17 protein-coding genes are annotated in these 17,017 nt (G+C 36.5%); 12 read left to right on the plus strand and 5 right to left on the minus strand.

Features of this window, described 5'->3' with window-relative positions:
* Positions 1–18 precede the first annotated feature (18 nt).
* The 4 genes from RBQ61_RS07300 (at position 19) to RBQ61_RS07315 (ending at position 3,588) form a co-directional block, all read left to right on the plus strand.
* On the plus strand, positions 19–612 hold the full coding sequence (locus RBQ61_RS07300; protein ID WP_308139830.1) for a flavodoxin family protein: 594 nt from the start codon (positions 19–21) through the stop codon (positions 610–612).
* Positions 613–624: 12 nt separating this feature from the next.
* Entirely contained in the window at positions 625–1,710 is a 1,086-nt protein-coding gene (locus RBQ61_RS07305) for a DVU_1551 family NTP transferase (protein ID WP_308139831.1), read from the plus strand.
* A gap of 170 nt (positions 1,711–1,880) precedes the next feature.
* Positions 1,881–2,207: a PadR family transcriptional regulator gene (locus RBQ61_RS07310; RefSeq protein ID WP_308139832.1), complete on the plus strand. Its 327-nt coding sequence runs from the start codon at positions 1,881–1,883 to the stop codon at positions 2,205–2,207.
* Entirely contained in the window at positions 2,200–3,588 is a 1,389-nt protein-coding gene (locus RBQ61_RS07315; protein ID WP_308139833.1) for a DUF2812 domain-containing protein, read from the plus strand. Before RBQ61_RS07310 ends, RBQ61_RS07315 begins: the two co-directional genes overlap by 8 nt.
* A gap of 215 nt (positions 3,589–3,803) precedes the next feature.
* On the opposite strand, the gene RBQ61_RS07320 is transcribed toward RBQ61_RS07315, so the two are convergent.
* Entirely contained in the window at positions 3,804–4,043 is a 240-nt protein-coding gene (locus RBQ61_RS07320; protein ID WP_308139834.1) for a DUF6809 family protein, read from the minus strand.
* A gap of 268 nt (positions 4,044–4,311) precedes the next feature.
* Here RBQ61_RS07320 and RBQ61_RS07325 point away from each other — a divergent pair, with 268 nt between their 5' ends.
* Complete coding sequence (locus RBQ61_RS07325; RefSeq protein ID WP_308139835.1) at positions 4,312–5,466, plus strand: hypothetical protein; 1,155 nt, start codon at positions 4,312–4,314, stop codon at positions 5,464–5,466.
* Positions 5,467–5,835: 369 nt separating this feature from the next.
* On the opposite strand, the gene RBQ61_RS07330 is transcribed toward RBQ61_RS07325, so the two are convergent.
* From RBQ61_RS07330 to RBQ61_RS07345, 4 genes are all read right to left on the minus strand, one after another.
* The gene (locus tag RBQ61_RS07330) at positions 5,836–7,809 is read right to left on the minus strand and encodes a flavocytochrome c (protein WP_308139836.1); all 1,974 of its coding nucleotides are present in this window, start codon (positions 7,807–7,809) and stop codon (positions 5,836–5,838) included.
* Positions 7,810–7,898: 89 nt separating this feature from the next.
* On the minus strand, positions 7,899–8,714 hold the full coding sequence (locus RBQ61_RS07335; RefSeq protein ID WP_308139837.1) for a MerR family transcriptional regulator: 816 nt from the start codon (positions 8,712–8,714) through the stop codon (positions 7,899–7,901).
* A gap of 330 nt (positions 8,715–9,044) precedes the next feature.
* Entirely contained in the window at positions 9,045–9,599 is a 555-nt protein-coding gene (locus RBQ61_RS07340) for a DNA-3-methyladenine glycosylase I (protein ID WP_308139838.1), read from the minus strand.
* Positions 9,600–9,620: 21 nt separating this feature from the next.
* Positions 9,621–10,199, minus strand: coding sequence for a DUF1836 domain-containing protein (locus RBQ61_RS07345; RefSeq protein ID WP_308139839.1), 579 nt, complete (start codon positions 10,197–10,199; stop codon positions 9,621–9,623).
* A gap of 146 nt (positions 10,200–10,345) precedes the next feature.
* On the opposite strand from RBQ61_RS07345, the gene RBQ61_RS07350 reads away from it, so the two are divergent.
* The 7 genes from RBQ61_RS07350 to RBQ61_RS07380 all read left to right on the plus strand — a co-directional run bounded on the left by RBQ61_RS07350 (position 10,346) and on the right by RBQ61_RS07380 (position 17,015).
* Positions 10,346–10,993, plus strand: coding sequence for a hemolysin III family protein (locus RBQ61_RS07350; RefSeq protein ID WP_308139840.1), 648 nt, complete (start codon positions 10,346–10,348; stop codon positions 10,991–10,993).
* Positions 10,994–11,262: 269 nt separating this feature from the next.
* Positions 11,263–11,637, plus strand: coding sequence for a PH domain-containing protein (locus RBQ61_RS07355; RefSeq protein ID WP_308139841.1), 375 nt, complete (start codon positions 11,263–11,265; stop codon positions 11,635–11,637).
* A gap of 121 nt (positions 11,638–11,758) precedes the next feature.
* Positions 11,759–12,070, plus strand: coding sequence for a PadR family transcriptional regulator (locus RBQ61_RS07360; protein ID WP_308139842.1), 312 nt, complete (start codon positions 11,759–11,761; stop codon positions 12,068–12,070).
* Entirely contained in the window at positions 12,067–13,221 is a 1,155-nt protein-coding gene (locus tag RBQ61_RS07365; RefSeq protein ID WP_308139843.1) for a DUF2812 domain-containing protein, read from the plus strand. The genes RBQ61_RS07360 and RBQ61_RS07365 overlap by 4 nt, the downstream gene beginning before the upstream one ends.
* 218 nt (positions 13,222–13,439) lie before the next feature.
* Positions 13,440–14,117, plus strand: coding sequence for a thermonuclease family protein (locus tag RBQ61_RS07370; protein ID WP_308139844.1), 678 nt, complete (start codon positions 13,440–13,442; stop codon positions 14,115–14,117).
* 283 nt (positions 14,118–14,400) lie between these two features.
* Entirely contained in the window at positions 14,401–16,059 is a 1,659-nt protein-coding gene (locus RBQ61_RS07375; protein WP_308139845.1) for an ABC transporter substrate-binding protein, read from the plus strand.
* Positions 16,059–17,015: an ABC transporter permease gene (locus RBQ61_RS07380; RefSeq protein ID WP_308139846.1), complete on the plus strand. Its 957-nt coding sequence runs from the start codon at positions 16,059–16,061 to the stop codon at positions 17,013–17,015. The genes RBQ61_RS07375 and RBQ61_RS07380 overlap by 1 nt, the downstream gene beginning before the upstream one ends.
* Positions 17,016–17,017 lie beyond the last annotated feature (2 nt).

The following is a 17,017-nucleotide window of genomic DNA, read 5'->3' on the forward strand; positions in this document are numbered from 1 at the left end:
AAATAATAGGAGGAAACCGTGAAGTATTGCATATTAATGGGAAGCCCAAGAAAAAACGGAAATACAGCATCACTTTTAAATGTTTTTGTGAATGCGCTTGAGAAAGCAGGTTCAGATGTATCCTGCATATGGCTTTATGATAAGAATATAAAGCCATGTATCGGCTGCAAGAACTGTCAAAACAATTGGGATGGATTCGGGTGTGTATTAGAAGATGACATGCAGGACATATTTGACCAGGTTTATGAAAGTGATTTCTTAATTTTGGCTACGCCTATATATTCATGGTACTGCACATCTCCGATGAAAGCATCTCTTGACCGGCTGGCATACGGTATGAACAAGTACTATGGCGAAAAAAAAGGGCCTTCATTGTGGAAAGGCAAAAGGTGCGCGATTATAGCTACATGCGGATACAGACCGGAAAAAGGAGCAGATGTTTTTGAAGAAGGAATTATACGTTATTGTAAGCACTCATCGTTAATATATTCCGGAATGTTAAGTGCAAGGGATAAAGGAGATCAGAGCTCGTTTATGAGCAGGCAAACAGCAGAAAAAACTGAAAAATTTGCTGAAAGCCTATTAAATATGCGTCTTGACGCAAATAATTAATCGAGGTCCTATATGAAAACGAAAATAATAGGAGCGGTAATAGTAGCTGGAGGATTATCCTCAAGAATGAAGGACTTTAAACCGCTGCTTAAAATAGATAAGAAAACTATGATTGAAACCACTGCAAGTAATTTTATTAAAGCCGGTGTTGGCAAGATAGTTGTAGTTACCGGTCACAGGTCACAGGACATTGAGAACCAGCTTGCGGGCTATAATATAAAATGCATAAAAAATGAAAATTACCGGACGACACATATGTTTGATTCGGTTTGTATTGGACTAAAAGAGCTGGGACAGGACACAGATATGGTATTTGTGACTCCGTCGGACAGCCCATTTGTTCAGCAATTCACTTTAAAAAAAATGATTGATGAAGTAGATTTAAAAAACATAAAAGCAGCTCAGCCTTCGTATGAAGGAACGGACGGTCACCCAGTTCTGTTGAGCGCACAGGGAGTGAAGGAAGTTTTAGGCTACAACGGAGTTAACGGCATGCAGGGAGCCCTGAATAACATGGCAGAAGGCTTTTTGAATATACCGTTTGTTGATCCGGGAATAACTCTTGATGCAGATACACCTACGGACTATTTTAAGCTTTTGGAGTTCGGCTCAAACATTCATATTCCGCCTACATTTTTGTGCCTTGAAATGTATGAATATTTCAATGTGCCGCAGGATGTAAGAGAGCACTCTGTAAGAGTTGCCATGGAAGCGATAAATATTTGCGAAATATTGGACAAGAAAGGAATACGGCTCAATCGCAGACTTGTTGTATCAGCATCACTGCTTCATGACATAGCTAAAGGGCATCCTCGTCATTCCAGCTTAGGTGCAAAGTGGCTTTTAGAAATGGGATATGAAGAAATATCAACTATTGTACGCAATCATGCAAACCTTGAGTATATTTCAGAAATTCCTACAGAAATGGAAGTAGTATATCTTGCTGATAAAATGGTAAAAGGAACAGAAGTTGTTTCTATTAAAGAAAGGTTTAAAGAAAAAGAAGAACTTTATAAAAATGATAAAGATATTTTAAAAAATATAGAAAGAAGAGAAGCTTGTGCAATGAAGCTTTTTAATGAAGTATTTAGTGCGTAACTATATGGCATATTAATATTAGTTGCATATGTGATGTAGATGTAGGACAAGCAAATTTTATATACGATAGCAGACTTGATATAGTCTGCTATTTAATTCTTGACAATATCGATAATCGATGTTATTCTACAAACATAAAATATCGATTATCGATGTTAAGAGGTGAGTAGATGGCTCGAGAAAAATATCAAACCTTAACAGAGCAAATGTTTTATATTCTTATTTGTCTAACACAAGAGAGCTGCGGTGTTGATATTATGAAAAAGGTAAAAGATCTTACAAATGAGAGGGTTATCATTGGCCCAGGAACTTTATACAGCTTATTGGACAACTTTGTTAAAGAAAAAATCATTATTGAAACTAAAATAGAAAATCGAAAAAAAAGCTATGTCATAACAAATTTAGGTAGAGAAATGATTGAAAAGGAATATATAAGATTGAAAAAATTAGAAAGAGATTATGAAATGCTGGTAAAAGAGGTGAGCAACAATGAATGACAAAATTAAAAAATTAATGAATTTTAGGTTTGACCGTTATGAAGAGATGGAAATCAAATTAGAGAAACTGGCTGCAAAAGGTATTTTTTTGGAGGAATGCGGATCTTTTTTTTGGACATTTAGAAAAGGAACACCGCAAAGATTAAAATATACGGTCACATATTTTCCTGAAGGCTCTGTTTTTAATCCCGGCATAACCGATAACCAGCAAACATATTTCGATTATGCAAAGGCTGCCGGTTGGAATTTTGTAACTCAATTTAACCAAATGCAAATATTTTGCAGTGAAAATGATAATCCGATACCATTTGAAACAGATGAAAAAGAGAAATTCAAGAATATCAAAAGATGTATGAAAAAGAGTTTTCTTCCATCTATGGTTATTTCAATTTTAGTGTTTATATTAAATTTGGTTGTACAGTTCAATTCATTTCAACTAAATCCTATTGATTTTTTATCAGACTACACTCGTATCTTTCCTGTTTTTATGTTCTTAGCAGTTATTATTTATGAAGCATATTCCCTGCTTAATTACCTCATGTGGTGCAAACGCTCGGAGAAGTCTATTGCCAATGGCGGTGGGTGTGACAAAAGAAGAAACATAGTTCATAGAATCGTCGATGTACTTTTTATGAGTTTTATCTTCGGAAGCTTGGGCTACTTTCTGTTTTACCTTGCTTATGAAACAAGTTTGTTCGGTCTATTTTTAGCTATTGCACAAATGCCAATTTTGATGATTATATTTTGGTCATCAATTAAATATCTAAAGAAGAAAAAAGCATCTGCTAAGTTAAATAAAGTAATCTCAATTGTGGTGCTTACAATTGCTAATTTTTCCTATCTTGCGCTTATTATGGTGCTTATTATGAAATTTGGATTTAGTATGGATGATGGCTCGGCTTATCGAACTGTTGCTTGGTCCATGGGTTCAGCATATAGCCACGAGTACAAGTTATACAGCGACACCATTCCTCTCACCTGTGAGGATTTATACGGCCCAATTGATTATGACTATTATTCATATAAGGAAGAGATAGATAATACTTTTTTTCTTTCAAAAAGTGCTTATGAGCAAGATTCTCTGCCGGCAAAAGATGCCCCACCAGAAATAGAATATGAGATTTTAGAGCCTAAGTTTGATTTCGTCTACAAGCTTGCAAAAGAGCACCTGCTTAAAATACCAGAATGGCGAGACAATACAAGCTTTGAGTCCATTGATAACAAAATTTTTGGCACAGTAGAAGCTTACCAATTCTATTATGAGTATACTCCTACAGGTGAGTATATATTGCTTTTTTTAGATAAAATTATTGTATTGAACATGGAAGAATCGCCAACTCCAGAACAGATTTCAATTATTGTAGAAAAATTAAACTTTTAGCTTAACTTAAATAATCCTTATAGATCAGAAAAAACCCCAGACACTTTAGCCACGGTGTCGTATGGTACAACTCAAAAATCAATAGTTTCTTGCATTGAGGCAGACAGTTTTTCGTGAACTGTCTGCCTTTTGCTGTTCTTAGGCTATTTTCAGTTTCTCCGCTAATGCTGAGGTGTCTGTCAAATCCATCAGACCAATCTCACGATATACGATTTTTACTTTCTGTGGGATGGTGCGAAAATATCGTTCTTCCTTTTCGGATACAATGATTTTGCTGATGACATGATTTCATCAAGCATTTTCTTTTCTTCTTCATTCAGTCGCTTATCCAACTCCTCGACTAAATTAAAAAGTTTCAGCTGTGCCATCCTGTAATCACTACCTTGCACAATCTTTTTTTCGGCTGGGCGAATGTTTCCGTGGTACAGTTCACTGAGTATTTTTTCTTTTTGCATTTTCATCACCTCCTCAAGCACAACACAATACCACAAGCTGTTGTCAATAGCTATTCAGCATTGTTCACAATTTGAGAGTTGAAGCCATCACTTTAATATGGTAAACTTATTTTATATATCTACCGAAGAAAATTTTTGTGAAATGGTAGTGGTCGAAAAAATACCCAGTGGGTAAATTTTATATTTTGCGTATATTACAGTTGCTAATACTGCCTAGTTGCCCACCCATTTGAAAAAGTGAAATGAATTGAGTAAGGAGGATTCACTTATGAATAGAAAACTCATCATTACCCCTATCAGTGTCTATGACCCCGTTGCCTCCACTCAGTGGCTTACCGCTTTGGCAAAGGAGGGTTGGTACCCCCAGTGGATTGGCGATAATCTCTCCTTGCTCCGACGCGGAACCCCAGAAAATAAGCGGTATTTCTTAGTACCCAGAGAAACGCCAAAAGCCGAACCTCCCACCTTGGAGGGAGGCACTTATTTTGGAAAGATTTCTCACTCCGCCTATATTTATGAGCAAACCCTAGAGAGTGAAACATTTAATTTTAAAGAAGAATGGGAGCGTTGCCACGTTGAATGGCGCAAATCTGCGAAACGTCGACTCTGTGGGGCCATCTGTACGCCCTTTGCTTTGATTGTACTTGGGTTGGCACTTTCTTATCTACTTCCCGCTAGCAAATTTGATGTACAGCCAGACCCACACATGAAATTCCTAGCCCTTTTATTTGTGTTGAGTTCTCCGTTTCTGGTGATGGTTTCTGTCTTGGGCGCAGTTAGCAATCTCTCTTTTTTGCGAGATTGCAAACAAAAAAACAATCGAAAACTCCAGCATGGTGTGTTGTTAGGCGTTTTGAGCCTATTTTACCTATCTGGAATTTGGCATTTTTCCACCTACAAGGACACACCGCTCACAGAGTTTAACAAGCCTTATATCGCTCTTTCTCAAATAGAAACCGTTTCTGTAGCACCGTGGGAACAGGTCTTTGATGGACACGCTTTCCGTGATGAGGTGGATCGGGTGGAATCTATTCCCTCCATTTTCTGTTGGCAAGGCTATACTGTCATTCAAGATGGCTATACCACTGAAGCTACAGGCGATGAGATGGGCTTTTCGCCAAAAGGTGCACCCTATCATTATTCGCCAAACCTAGATATGGCTTATTTCCATCTCACAGTCCCTGCACTTGCCTCCACAGTGGCAAAGATTCAGCTGGCAGAGTACCGCCTAGTAAATCTCCAATGGGAATATTGGGAGGTGGACTATGATGGATTGGATTTTGTCATCGTGGGAGAAGCAGATGACAGTGTCTATCAACTCTTAGCTCTGGGGAAGGGTGGTCGTGTGGCGGTGTTCCGCTATGGTGGACTAGAAAATTTGCAAGAGAACATTCCATTGCTTGCTACTATGGTATTGGAATAAAAGCAAGCAAATATAATAAGATATCACGCAAATGAGCATTCGCTTGATATGAGCCTTTTGGCTCTTACTAAAGCTAATCTTGATTACCACGAAAGTATGGGCAAACCTTGCTACTAAGCTTGGTTTGCCCTCTTTCTATTTTCACCGTCCTTATGCCAGAGCATTCTTGCATGCTGTCAAATCATAGTAAGAACTGAGCCCAGTATCAATATATAAAAATATTTAAATAGCCTGTGGGTTTTGTACTCCACAGGCTATTTTCTCGTATTCAGTTTGCGTTTCTTAGTTTTTCCTTGTGACACAGTGGCTTTCGTGTGGTATATAATTATGTTAAGAAAATCCAAAGGTATTACAATTTAGACAATTATGTTATTTGCCGGCTGCTGCATTTTCACCTGCTATTCTTCCGAATACCATGATATCAGCAAGGGCGTTGCCTCCGAGACGATTACCGGCATGTATACCTCCTGTAACCTCTCCTGCTGCATAAAAGCCTGGTATGACATTACCGTTAGCATCAAGAACCTGTGCATCAGGATTTATCTCTAATCCGCCCATAGTGTGGTGCAATGACGGTGAACGCGGTGTTGCATAGAACGGAGCAACCTCAATTTTACCGCCGAAATTTGCTTTTCCGAAATCAGTGTCTGACTGAATATCTACGTAAGAATTATATTTTTCTATTTCTTCTACAAATACATCTGCAGGTACACCCATTTGCTCTGCAAGTTCTTCAAGAGAATCAGCTCTGTATATGCTTTCTGATGCAACAAGATCATCTATTACATCACCCCAGCCGTTTTTGTCTCCGGGTTGAGGATCTCCGGCAGTAATCTGGTCGCAGATAATGTAGAATAAAGCATCTGTCTGCTCAAGTGCAGCACTTGCCAAGACATCACGTTCGGCATATTCATTGACAAATCTCTTTCCTTCCTTATTTACAAATACCTGAGATTCCGCACTTCCCCATACTCCGCCTGAAAGAGCTCCAGTTTCTGGGTGTGAGCTTGGCATTAATTGTGCAAATCCCATACCTACAAGATTTGCTCCAACGCTTTTTCCCATTACAATACCATCGCCTGTTGCATTAGCAGTGTTAGTACTTTTCATATTTTCAGGAATTGTCGGCCAATAAGTGTTATATTCTGCAACCATTTTAGCGTTTGCTGCAAAGCCTCCTGTTGACATAATAACTCCCTTTGTTGCGTTAAGTATAACAGGTGTTCCGTCAGCTTGAGTTGCTTTTACTCCAACAACTCGACCATCCTTTACAATAAGTTCATCTGCTTTTGTTTCAAGCATTATTTCAGCTCCATTTTCAACTGCAGAATCAGCAAGTGGAGTAATAAATCCTGATCCAACATTTGCATTCAAAGAATGTGTACGAGGCCACATAGCACCAAGTACTGTAAAAATGCTATCTCTTATTTCAAGATTATCGTCGTGGCTTACAGCCCATTTTAATGCAGGCAATGAATTGTTTGCCAATGTTTTTGCCAAGTCTAAATTGCTGTGTATTTCAACACCGTTTTTATCTGTTCTGTGTCCGCCTACATATGTATGATAGATATGAAGTTCGGGAGAATCAAAAAGTTTTGTAGTGTCTCCTGATTCAAAATATTCATTTATTTGTGATTTTAGTGTAAGAATTGTATCCTTGTACTCACCAAATTCATTTTCATCAACTTTTAAAATAGCTTTGAGGTCATTAGATAAAGCGTCATTCATTTCAACATTTGATTGCAATTCAGGATCTACAGCATTGTATCCTCCGCCAGCACGAATAGTGTTTCCACCTAATGATGCTCCTTTTTCAACCAATATTACCGAAGCTCCATTTTCGGAAGCTGAAGCCGCTGCTGCAACACCTGCACCGCCTCCTCCAATAACTACAACATCTGCGGTTTTTTCAATTGTTTCTTTGACAGTCTTTGCAACCTCTTTATTTTTCAGGGCTTCAACATCTCCACCTGCTTGTACTATGCAGTCTTCAACAGCTGCTAAAAGTCCCTTGCTGGAGTTTGTTGCCCCTGTAATCATATCAACCTTAAGGGTCTGTCCCTCAACGATCTGTTTTGGTAATTTTTCAAAAACCGGTTTTGCAATATCGGGAGTTTCTTGATTTTCCCCGACAGTTATAGATAATATTTCGGTATCACTGAAAGTTACGGTTACAGGTATATCACCGAAATTTCCCTTAGCAGAAGCAGTGTATTCTCCTGCTTTGTATGCTGGTGAATCCGAAGAAATTGGTTTTTCTGATTCAACATAATTTGCTGCACATGATGCTAAGCTGAAAACCATCATAATGCATAAAAATAAACTGATAATTTTTTTTGACATTTTTCTCCTCCAAAATAATGTTTATTTATTAACAAATATTATTTTAAGGTATGGTGCGACACCAATGTCAATAGCAGTAGAGCATAATTTTATTTAGTATTAATTGGCAGAAATACACCGTGGTAATTATATTTGTCTCCATTAACAATATCGGAAGCTAAGTATATCAGAAAGCTGTCACCTGAAAGCTCGAGATTATTTTCACTTAGATATCTCTTGACGGGATTGAAATGGCAATGATCCATTGGTTCAAGATCCGGTTTTTTTATAACTGTAAAAATATAATCTGATGCTTTTGCAACTACGGTATTTTTGCTTAATTTCAATCCTAATTCTTTGGCAGATTTAACATCTGTTGTTAGAGCCATTTCAATTTTAAAAGGTTCTGAATCACTTCTCATTATTTTACTATTTATCCAGCGCGTATAAAACGTTACTGGAAGTAAATTAATCCACTGCTTTACTTCTGCAGTGGTTTCCTCATTCAGCGAAAGTATCCCGTTATCAGAATGTACTATCCTTACAAGATTAGGAAATCTGACAGTGGTATAGCAATTAATTTTATCAGGTATGTATTTAAAGCACTCTATGAACATATTCAGCCTATTCAGTTTTGCATGTTCAAATTCTAAATGTTTTTCAACACAATGTGCTTGCTTTACAAATTGTGCAGAAAGCTCGCATGAAGGCATATCGCCTATCATTTCTGAGGCCTGTGAAAGAGAAAATCCTAAGCTGCTGTAGAATTTGCAGGTAGACACACCCCTTACATCATAATCGTTAAAATAGCGATAATTATTGATTTTATTCTTTTTAGGAACAATTATTTTTTTTCTCTCATATTGGCGTATTGTGTCAACAGTCAGTCCTTGCATTTTAGCAAAACTGCTTATAGTATAGTGCATATAAATTCTCCCAGTATGTTAATATAGTATACTGATTATAGCAGAATTAAGTATTAATTACAATTCATGGAGATTTTAAAGTGCTTGGAAGTCTCAGGCTAATTATTAGGAATTGAAACTCGATCAAATGGCGCGCACAGTCATAAGTTGAACGATTGATGATCCCTACAAGGAATTAAACCTTAAGTTGTTTGCATGAAAAATAATACCAACAGATTGTAAAGCTTAAAATATTTTACAGTCTGTTGGTATTTTTAGAAAGTATTCTGCTAAGCAATAACTTAATAAAGTTCTAGAATATTAAAAAACTGACTTATTAGCATTAATTTGTTAGCTATTGAATCTGAAGCAGCTTGACAAATGATCATTTATTAATCCCGTAGCTTGGAGATGAGCATACATTATTGTCGAACCCAGGAATTTAAATCCCCTTTTCTTTAAGTCTTTGCTTACCTTGTCAGAAAGCTCTGATTTAGCAGGAACTTCTGAAATGTCATTCCAATTATTTAAAATGGGAGTATTGTTTACAAAGCTCCATATATATTTGTCGAAACTTCCAAATTCTTTTTGAATTTCAATAAATCGTTCGGCATTGTTTATCGAAGCTTCAATTTTTTTTAGATTTCTTATTATGCCTGCATTTTGCATAAGCTTTTTAACTTTATTTTCATCGTACTGTGAGACCTTGTTAACATCAAAATTATCATATGCTTTTCTGTAATTTTCTCGTTTTTTAAGGACGGTTAGCCAGCTTAGACCTGCTTGTGCTGATTCTAAAACAAGAAACTCAAAATGTTTTTTATCATCGTGTACAGGCACTCCCCATTCTTCGTCATGATATTTGATATACAAATCATTATTGCCGCACCAAGGACATCTGTTCATAAAATTACCCTCAATTAATATTTATTTTGAATTAGTGTTTCTATCGTTTGATAAATGTTTTGTAAGCTTTTCAATTATTGACTTGTAAGTATTGGCACGTGACGATAGTAGCATAATAAAGAGAAATATAATTTCATCTTCATCAAAATCCCGGAAGTCCTCATATATGTTTTTTGCCAATTCTTCAAGATCTTTTTCCAGTTTTGACACTTCATTTTGCTCAGATAATAAGAAAGCTTTATATAAATTATTAATGCTATCGTTGTTAAAATGGTCTTTTTCGTATTGATTCATTATGTTCTTTACATCTTCAAGAGATAATATTTGTTTTAAATAAAATATGTAAATTAAGGAGATAATATGCTCAGGGAAATATTTCTTGTTTTCAGGCTTAGGAATAAGCTCATTTTTGACATAATTATTTATCATTGATTTAGTCAAGATTTTATCTTTTGAATTTTGTTTGTAATGTTCCAGGTTTTCATTCATAAATGAAAGCACTTGATCCATATATAAATTAATATTGGGAATTTTTGAACTTTCAATTTGATTTAAGAACTGGCTACTGTTTAAAAAGTCTAATAGTTCTTCTAATTGCATATTCTACTCCTCATGCATGTATATAGTAATATATAATATTATATGTTATTGAAAAATTTTTTTCAAGTAACCATTGACATTTATCAAGGAGAGGAATATCATAACTATATAACATAGTTTTAAAAACTATATAGGAGGTATCTATTATGAACGCTGATAAAAAAGAATTAACAAGCGCATTTACGCACTTAGGAGGTGCAATATTTGCAGTTGTTGGAACGATCTTGTTATTAATTAATTCTAAAAATTCCAATAATGCTGCAACGTTAGCTGCCTTCCTCATATTTGGCATAAGCATGATTTTATTGTATTCCACAAGTACGATTTATCATTTAATTGATAAGTCAAAGCAAAAAGCAAAGTTAGTAATGAGAAAGCTTGATCACATTATGATATTTGTATTTGTTGCCGGAAGCTATACGCCCATTTGCCTGCTTGTTTTGAACAATAGCATCGGTTACAAACTATTGACACTGGTTTGGTCCATAACACTGGTCGGTACTTTTATTAAGCTCTTCTGGATTACAGCTCCAAACTGGGTTAGTTCTGTTTTATACATATCAATGGGCTGGCTGGCTGTATTGGTTTTATCGCCTCTTGTAAGCATGATGCCTTCAGGTGGAATGTATTGGCTGTTTTTAGGCGGTATATTTTATACAATAGGCGGTGTAATATATGGGATGAGAAGACCAAATATTAATAAAAGCTATTTTGGGTTTCATGAGTTGTTTCACATATTTGTTCTGGCAGGTTCCCTGTGCCATTATGTACTGATGTATTTCTACATAGGGTAAGTAGTGATTGGAAATTGAATATTTCTTGCCATATGTAATCATATCCAGACACCTAGCGAGGTGTCTTTTTCATTTCGGTGGCGAAAAAGGTAGACGCTTACGGTTGGCGGTGGTTAATACCGGTGTGCAAATTCCCACCTGCAATTAATTATGTATGCAGATTGATTATAACTGTATGAGGTATGTGGTGAAAGCGGGTACATCAAAAAAGGTTGTTAAAATACTTCTTTTGGTATATAATTTGAATAATTTCAAGAGGAGGTTTAATAATGGGACTATTTAATGGAGTACTAGGTAATGCTTCTGAATATAATGCAGAAAAAGCTCAAGAGGAATACGGGCATTTGTTGTCAAGCAATGAGGTAATTAATAAGGCGTACAAGCTAATTAGGGATATGTTTATATTTACTAACAAAAGGTTGATACTTATAGACGTGCAAGGGCTGACAGGCAAGAAAATAGAATACAAATCAGTTCCATACAGCAAGATTACAAGTTTCAGTGTTGAAACGGCAGGTCATTTAGATCTAGATGCAGAGCTGAAGATATGGGTATCGGGGTTACCTCAGCCAATCCAGAAGCAGTTCAATAAGACATTGAACATATATGAGGTTCAGGCAGAATTGGCAGAACATGTAAATTAAATTATTAATCAACGTAGCATCCTTCAAGGGTGCTTTTTTGTTGACACCTAAAAACAAAAACAGTATAATATCATCATGCAATATCGAGATACGATATTGAAGATGCGAACGGAGGAACTCTATGAAAAATAAAGTACGAGGGCCGCTGACAGAATCCATGTTTTATGTGCTGATGGCCTTTTTAAAGAAGGATATGTGTGGCATTGATATTACGGAATATGTGAAACAGCGAACCTGTGGCCGCGTACAACTTGGCCCTGGCACGCTGTATACGATACTGGCAAAATTTCAGGAGGATGGACTAATTGAGGAGGTCGCTGTGGATGGCCGCAAGCGAACTTACCATCTGACGGATAAGGGCAGGGAGACCTATATGGAGGAGTTGGAACGCATACAGAAGTGTTTACGAGATGGGGAGGAGGCGTTGCTATGAATATTAAAAAAAGCTGTTGGAAGTTGACACAGGTCAATGGATATGATATTTCTGCCATCGAGCGCTATTTAGAGAGAATGGCGTCGCAAGGGCTTCTTTTTTCCATGACCGCCGGCCCATTCACTTTATTTTGCCACGAGGAACCCAAAGTACTCCAGTTCCATCTTGAGCCGATGCTCAGTAAAACTGAAGAAGACACTGAGCTGAATGCGCTTTATGAGGACGCTGGATGGCAGTATCTCGGTATGTTTAGGAAGAATTACTTTGTCTTCGTAACGGAGAACTTGAAGGCGGAAGCCCACACCGACCTCGAAGCGTTAGACTATGCGCTAAAGCGTTTTTCCAAACAAAAGTACCTCAGCGGGCTTGGTCTGCTGGTACTCAATTTTTTCCTGCTCTCACTATATCATGGTGGTTGGCCAGGCAGTATTGGATGGGTCTATATGAAATATTTTCCGGTGGAAACTATCAGCAAATATCCGGTGCTGCCATTATTGTTGTCTGTAATGGGCCTTGTTCTGCTGAACCTTTCTTATTTGCTGGGGCTTCTATGCTTGCACCGTTGTCGCGCAGGAAAAAGTGTAAGCAGAATATCCCGTTCCGGTTGGTTCATGATTTTGGGCATCATCATTCTAATTCCTGTGGTGCTGAATACCTTTCAGCTGTTCTTCGGTCTGGGTTATCGGCCGTTTGACTTAGCTGACTCCAATTTTGTCACGCTAAGCGAAATCGAAGGACCAGAATTTCGCCTCACAGGCGACAACATGAATAACATGGACTACATATCCCACGGAGGCACCATGCTCGATCCAGAAAGCTGGTATTTTCGGCAATATGGATCCTACTCTCATTTCGACGGTGGGATTGATATCAACGATGTGCCACACCTGATTTTGTCCATTACTCGCTATCCTGTGGATATTCTGGCACAGAAACGCGTGCAGGAGTGGTGTGCTTATAGAGTGATGGAGGAGAAATATCAAGATTTGCCGCCTGTCGGTGGTTTGGAAGAGATATATCTGTTGAAGGATGGTGAAATAAGCTACCTTGTTTTACGCCGAGGTGGAACCGTTTTGCGTGCGGACTATCAAGGAGATAAAGACCTGAGTGAATTTCTCGAACGCTTTGCACAGATGCTGAAAGACTTATAAAGACAAAGGATGCTCTCAAGATGGGCAGAAAATGAGATGTGCCATGAAAACTGTTTACAAGATACTTCCCGTGTCTATCTTTGATATTCTCGGTCTGGAACAGTGGCTGGAGCACATCAAAATATAGTCTTTGCTATTTAATACCATGAACTATTGCTGTTGAGAAATTTTGCATAATAAAGTACGATATGTTTATTATGCTATGGAGGATGCTGAAAATGAAGAAAGTTCTACAGTATGTAGGTTTAATACTAATTGTATATATGATAATTGTTAATGCGAGAGCTTATTTTGTTGGCGAAAGTCTGGAAACGAACTCTGATTCTAACAAATATAAAGTTATTAGAGTTGTTGACGGTGATACCTTTGAAATAAATTTTGATGGAAAGAAAGAGAAGGTTCGTCTCATTGGTGTTGATACACCTGAAAGCGTTCATCCTGACGCTAATAGAAATGTTGAGGAAGGAAAATTGACATCTGAATATACAAAAAAATATTTGGAAGGTAAAGAAGTTACTTTAGAATTTGATGTCCAAGAGCGTGACAAATATGGCCGTTTGCTTGCGTATGTGTGGTTAAATGGTGAAATGTACAATAAGCATTTACTCAACATTGGGTATGCACAGGTGGCTACGTATCCACCGAACGTACGGTATGTTGATGAGTTTACAGCATTGCAGGAAGTTGCCCGAGACAATAAAGTTGGACTATGGGAAGCTACAGCAAATGAAGAACCAAATTTAGCCGAATATATAGGCAATACAAACAGTAAGAAATTTCACCGCCCAGATTGCAGTTCAGTCGAAAAAATGAGCAAAAACAATAAGATTATATTTAACAGCAGAACTGAAGCAATTGATCAGGGATATGGGCCTTGCGGAATCTGTAAGCCGTAGGCGTAAGATATTAGACGTATATAGTATTAAAATCAAAGTACATCTGGTACACATAATTTAATTATTCCCACCGAATATCTTAGCAAATAGACTGAAATATTCGGTTTTTTATATGGCTTAGGAATTTAATTTATGCGGTTTAGTTAACGCATATAGAGTATATTGTTTTAGGATATAAGTTTATTTTTAGATTTGTTTGATTAACATAAAAAAGATTCATTTCATTTAAGTTGTTTATATCAGTATAATAAATATGGTATAAAATTAACAATTTGGAGGAGTCATGAAAAAATTATTATCAATTGTTTTAGTTATTTTTATGGTGCTTAGTTTTGCTTCTTGCTCTAATAAACAGTCTGAAAACGTTGATGCGAAAAAAGCAGAAGAGCCGGCAAATGTTGAAGAAGTTAACGAAACACCAAGAGAAGAAAGAGTATTAAGGATGGATGGGAGCAACTTAGGGTACCCTTCTATATATACGTCATCGCCTAAGGGAAGAGGATATTTGTTAGTAAGTTTTACATTTGATACTTTGGTTTGGAAGGATGAGACAGGCACTATTCCATTGCTTGCAAAGGAATGGAAAGTTTCAGATGATAACAAAACATATACGTTTTACTTAAATGATAATGTAAAATTTACAGATGGACAACCTTTAAATGCAGAAGATGTTAAGTTTTCATTTGATTACTTAAAAGAGCATCCATACCAGTGGGTGACTGTAGATCCTGTAGAAACGGTAACAGTTATTGATGAGACTACGGTTGAAATTGTTTTAAAAGATATATTTGTTCCGTTTTTAACAGATGTGGCAGGAAATGTTCCGATTATGCCAAAGCATATTTGGGAGAATGTAGACGAACCTGAAAAGTTTAATACAACAGAAGCCGTTGTTGGCTCAGGGCCATTAATTCTTGAAAGTTATGACAAAGAATCCGGGATTTATATATTTAATGCAAATAAGGATTACTTTCTTGGAGAAGTTCAAATCGATAAGCTGATAATGTCATCTATTGAAAATACTAAGGAAGCTTTGATGGCGGATGAAATAGATGTAGCGGCTAATATAAAATATGGCGAAGCAATGAAACTTAAAGAAGAAAACAGCAAGTATAAAGTAATAGAAGGACCTGGATTGTGGGTTGGAAGAATGTATTTTAACTTTGGTGTTGAAGAATTAAACATAAAAGAAGTAAGACAGGCTATGTATTATGCAATTAACAGAGATGAATTGGTTGAAAAAGCCCGTAAAGGAGCAGCTGACCCTGGAAACCCAGGTCATATACATCCAACATCAGAATGGTATTCATCAGATGTTAAGGAGTATGATTATGATGTGAATGAAGCTAAAGCATTGTTAGAATCTGTGAACATAACGGACTCAAATGATGATGGAATTGTAGAATATAATGGGAATGAATTAGTTTATGAATTTATTGTCCCTGAAGAGTATGTACCTGTTGCAGAACTATTGAAAAAGTATTTTGAAGATATTGGCATAAGCATTGAAGTTAAGGCAATGGATCAAAATTCTGTGGCTTCATTAATAAAAGAAGGTAAATTTACCCTTGCATTTAATGGACATGGTTCGTTTGGCGGAGATCCTGTATTGTTAAAGGGGTTTGTATCTGAAGAGACTCAAGCTTCTACTCCACAGGTAACAACACAGGGAGGTCAGAGCTGGTACAACAAGGAATTCAATGAAACATTTAATCAACAGCTGGTTGAGCTTGATAAGAACGCCAGATATGAATCAGTAGCAAAGCTTCAAAAAATAATTGCTGAAGAATTGCCGACACTTACACTTTATTATAATAAAACATGCAGTGCTTATAATCTGGAAGTGTTTGACGGTTGGTTCTATACTAAGGATGGAGTTGCTTTAGCAGTTCCCACAATACATAATAAGTTAGCTTTTGTAAGGGGACAGTGGAATAAATAATGAGATTTAAGATATTTGCTAAGTATTCTGCTTATATTTTCTTAATATTATTCATTAGCTTTATACTCCCGAGGATAATTCCCGGGAGTCCTTTATCATATGCTCAGTATGATACCTACATTTTAAATCAGTCATTGCCGGAAGAAACTTTCAATGCATTTAAGGAATATTATGCACCGGACAAAACTATTTATGAACAATTTATTCTTTATTTAAATCATTTGAGCAGCTTTGATTTAGGTTATTCTTTTTATTATCGAATGCCGGTTATAAGTTTAGTAAAGGGCAGATTACCATGGACATTGCTATTGTCATTTTCATCATTAATTATTTCAGCAATAACAGGGATAGCCCTGGGAATAAAAACATCATTAACGGGGAAATCAGGCAAGCTGAAAATGATGCTTATGATAGGTATTCAATCAATGCCTTCATTTTTAGTTGCAGTCCTTATACAAGGCATAGTTGGCTACAGACTTAGGATTTTTCCTGCGTGGGGTGCATATACACCGGGAATAGAATTCTTTACCCCTGAATTTTACAAAGATATTTTGTTGCACTTTATTTTGCCGTTTTGTACGTTAATAATCTGCGAAATACCAGGTATATACATTTTGGCATATAACAGCACTCAAAAAATAAAGAAGGAAAACTACGTAACATTTGCAAATTACTTAAATATTGATGAAAAACAAATTCGATCTAAGTTTATATCGAAAAATATTATTCCTGAATTATTGGGGAAAATTAATGTCCAATTCATTTATGCAATTACCGGTTCAATTTTTATTGAAGCTATTTTTTCATATCCGGGTATAGGATTGTTATTAAAAACAGCCACTTCCAGCAGAGATTATCCTTTAATGCAAGGAATATTAATAATAACATGTTTGTATGGCTTAGCTATAAACTTGATATTTGAAATAATTCTTAAAAATAACACGGAGAAATACTAAGG

Origin of the sequence: Sedimentibacter sp. MB35-C1, from assembly GCF_030913635.1 — a bacterium.
Taxonomy (GTDB): Bacteria; Bacillota; Clostridia; order Tissierellales; family Sedimentibacteraceae; genus Sedimentibacter.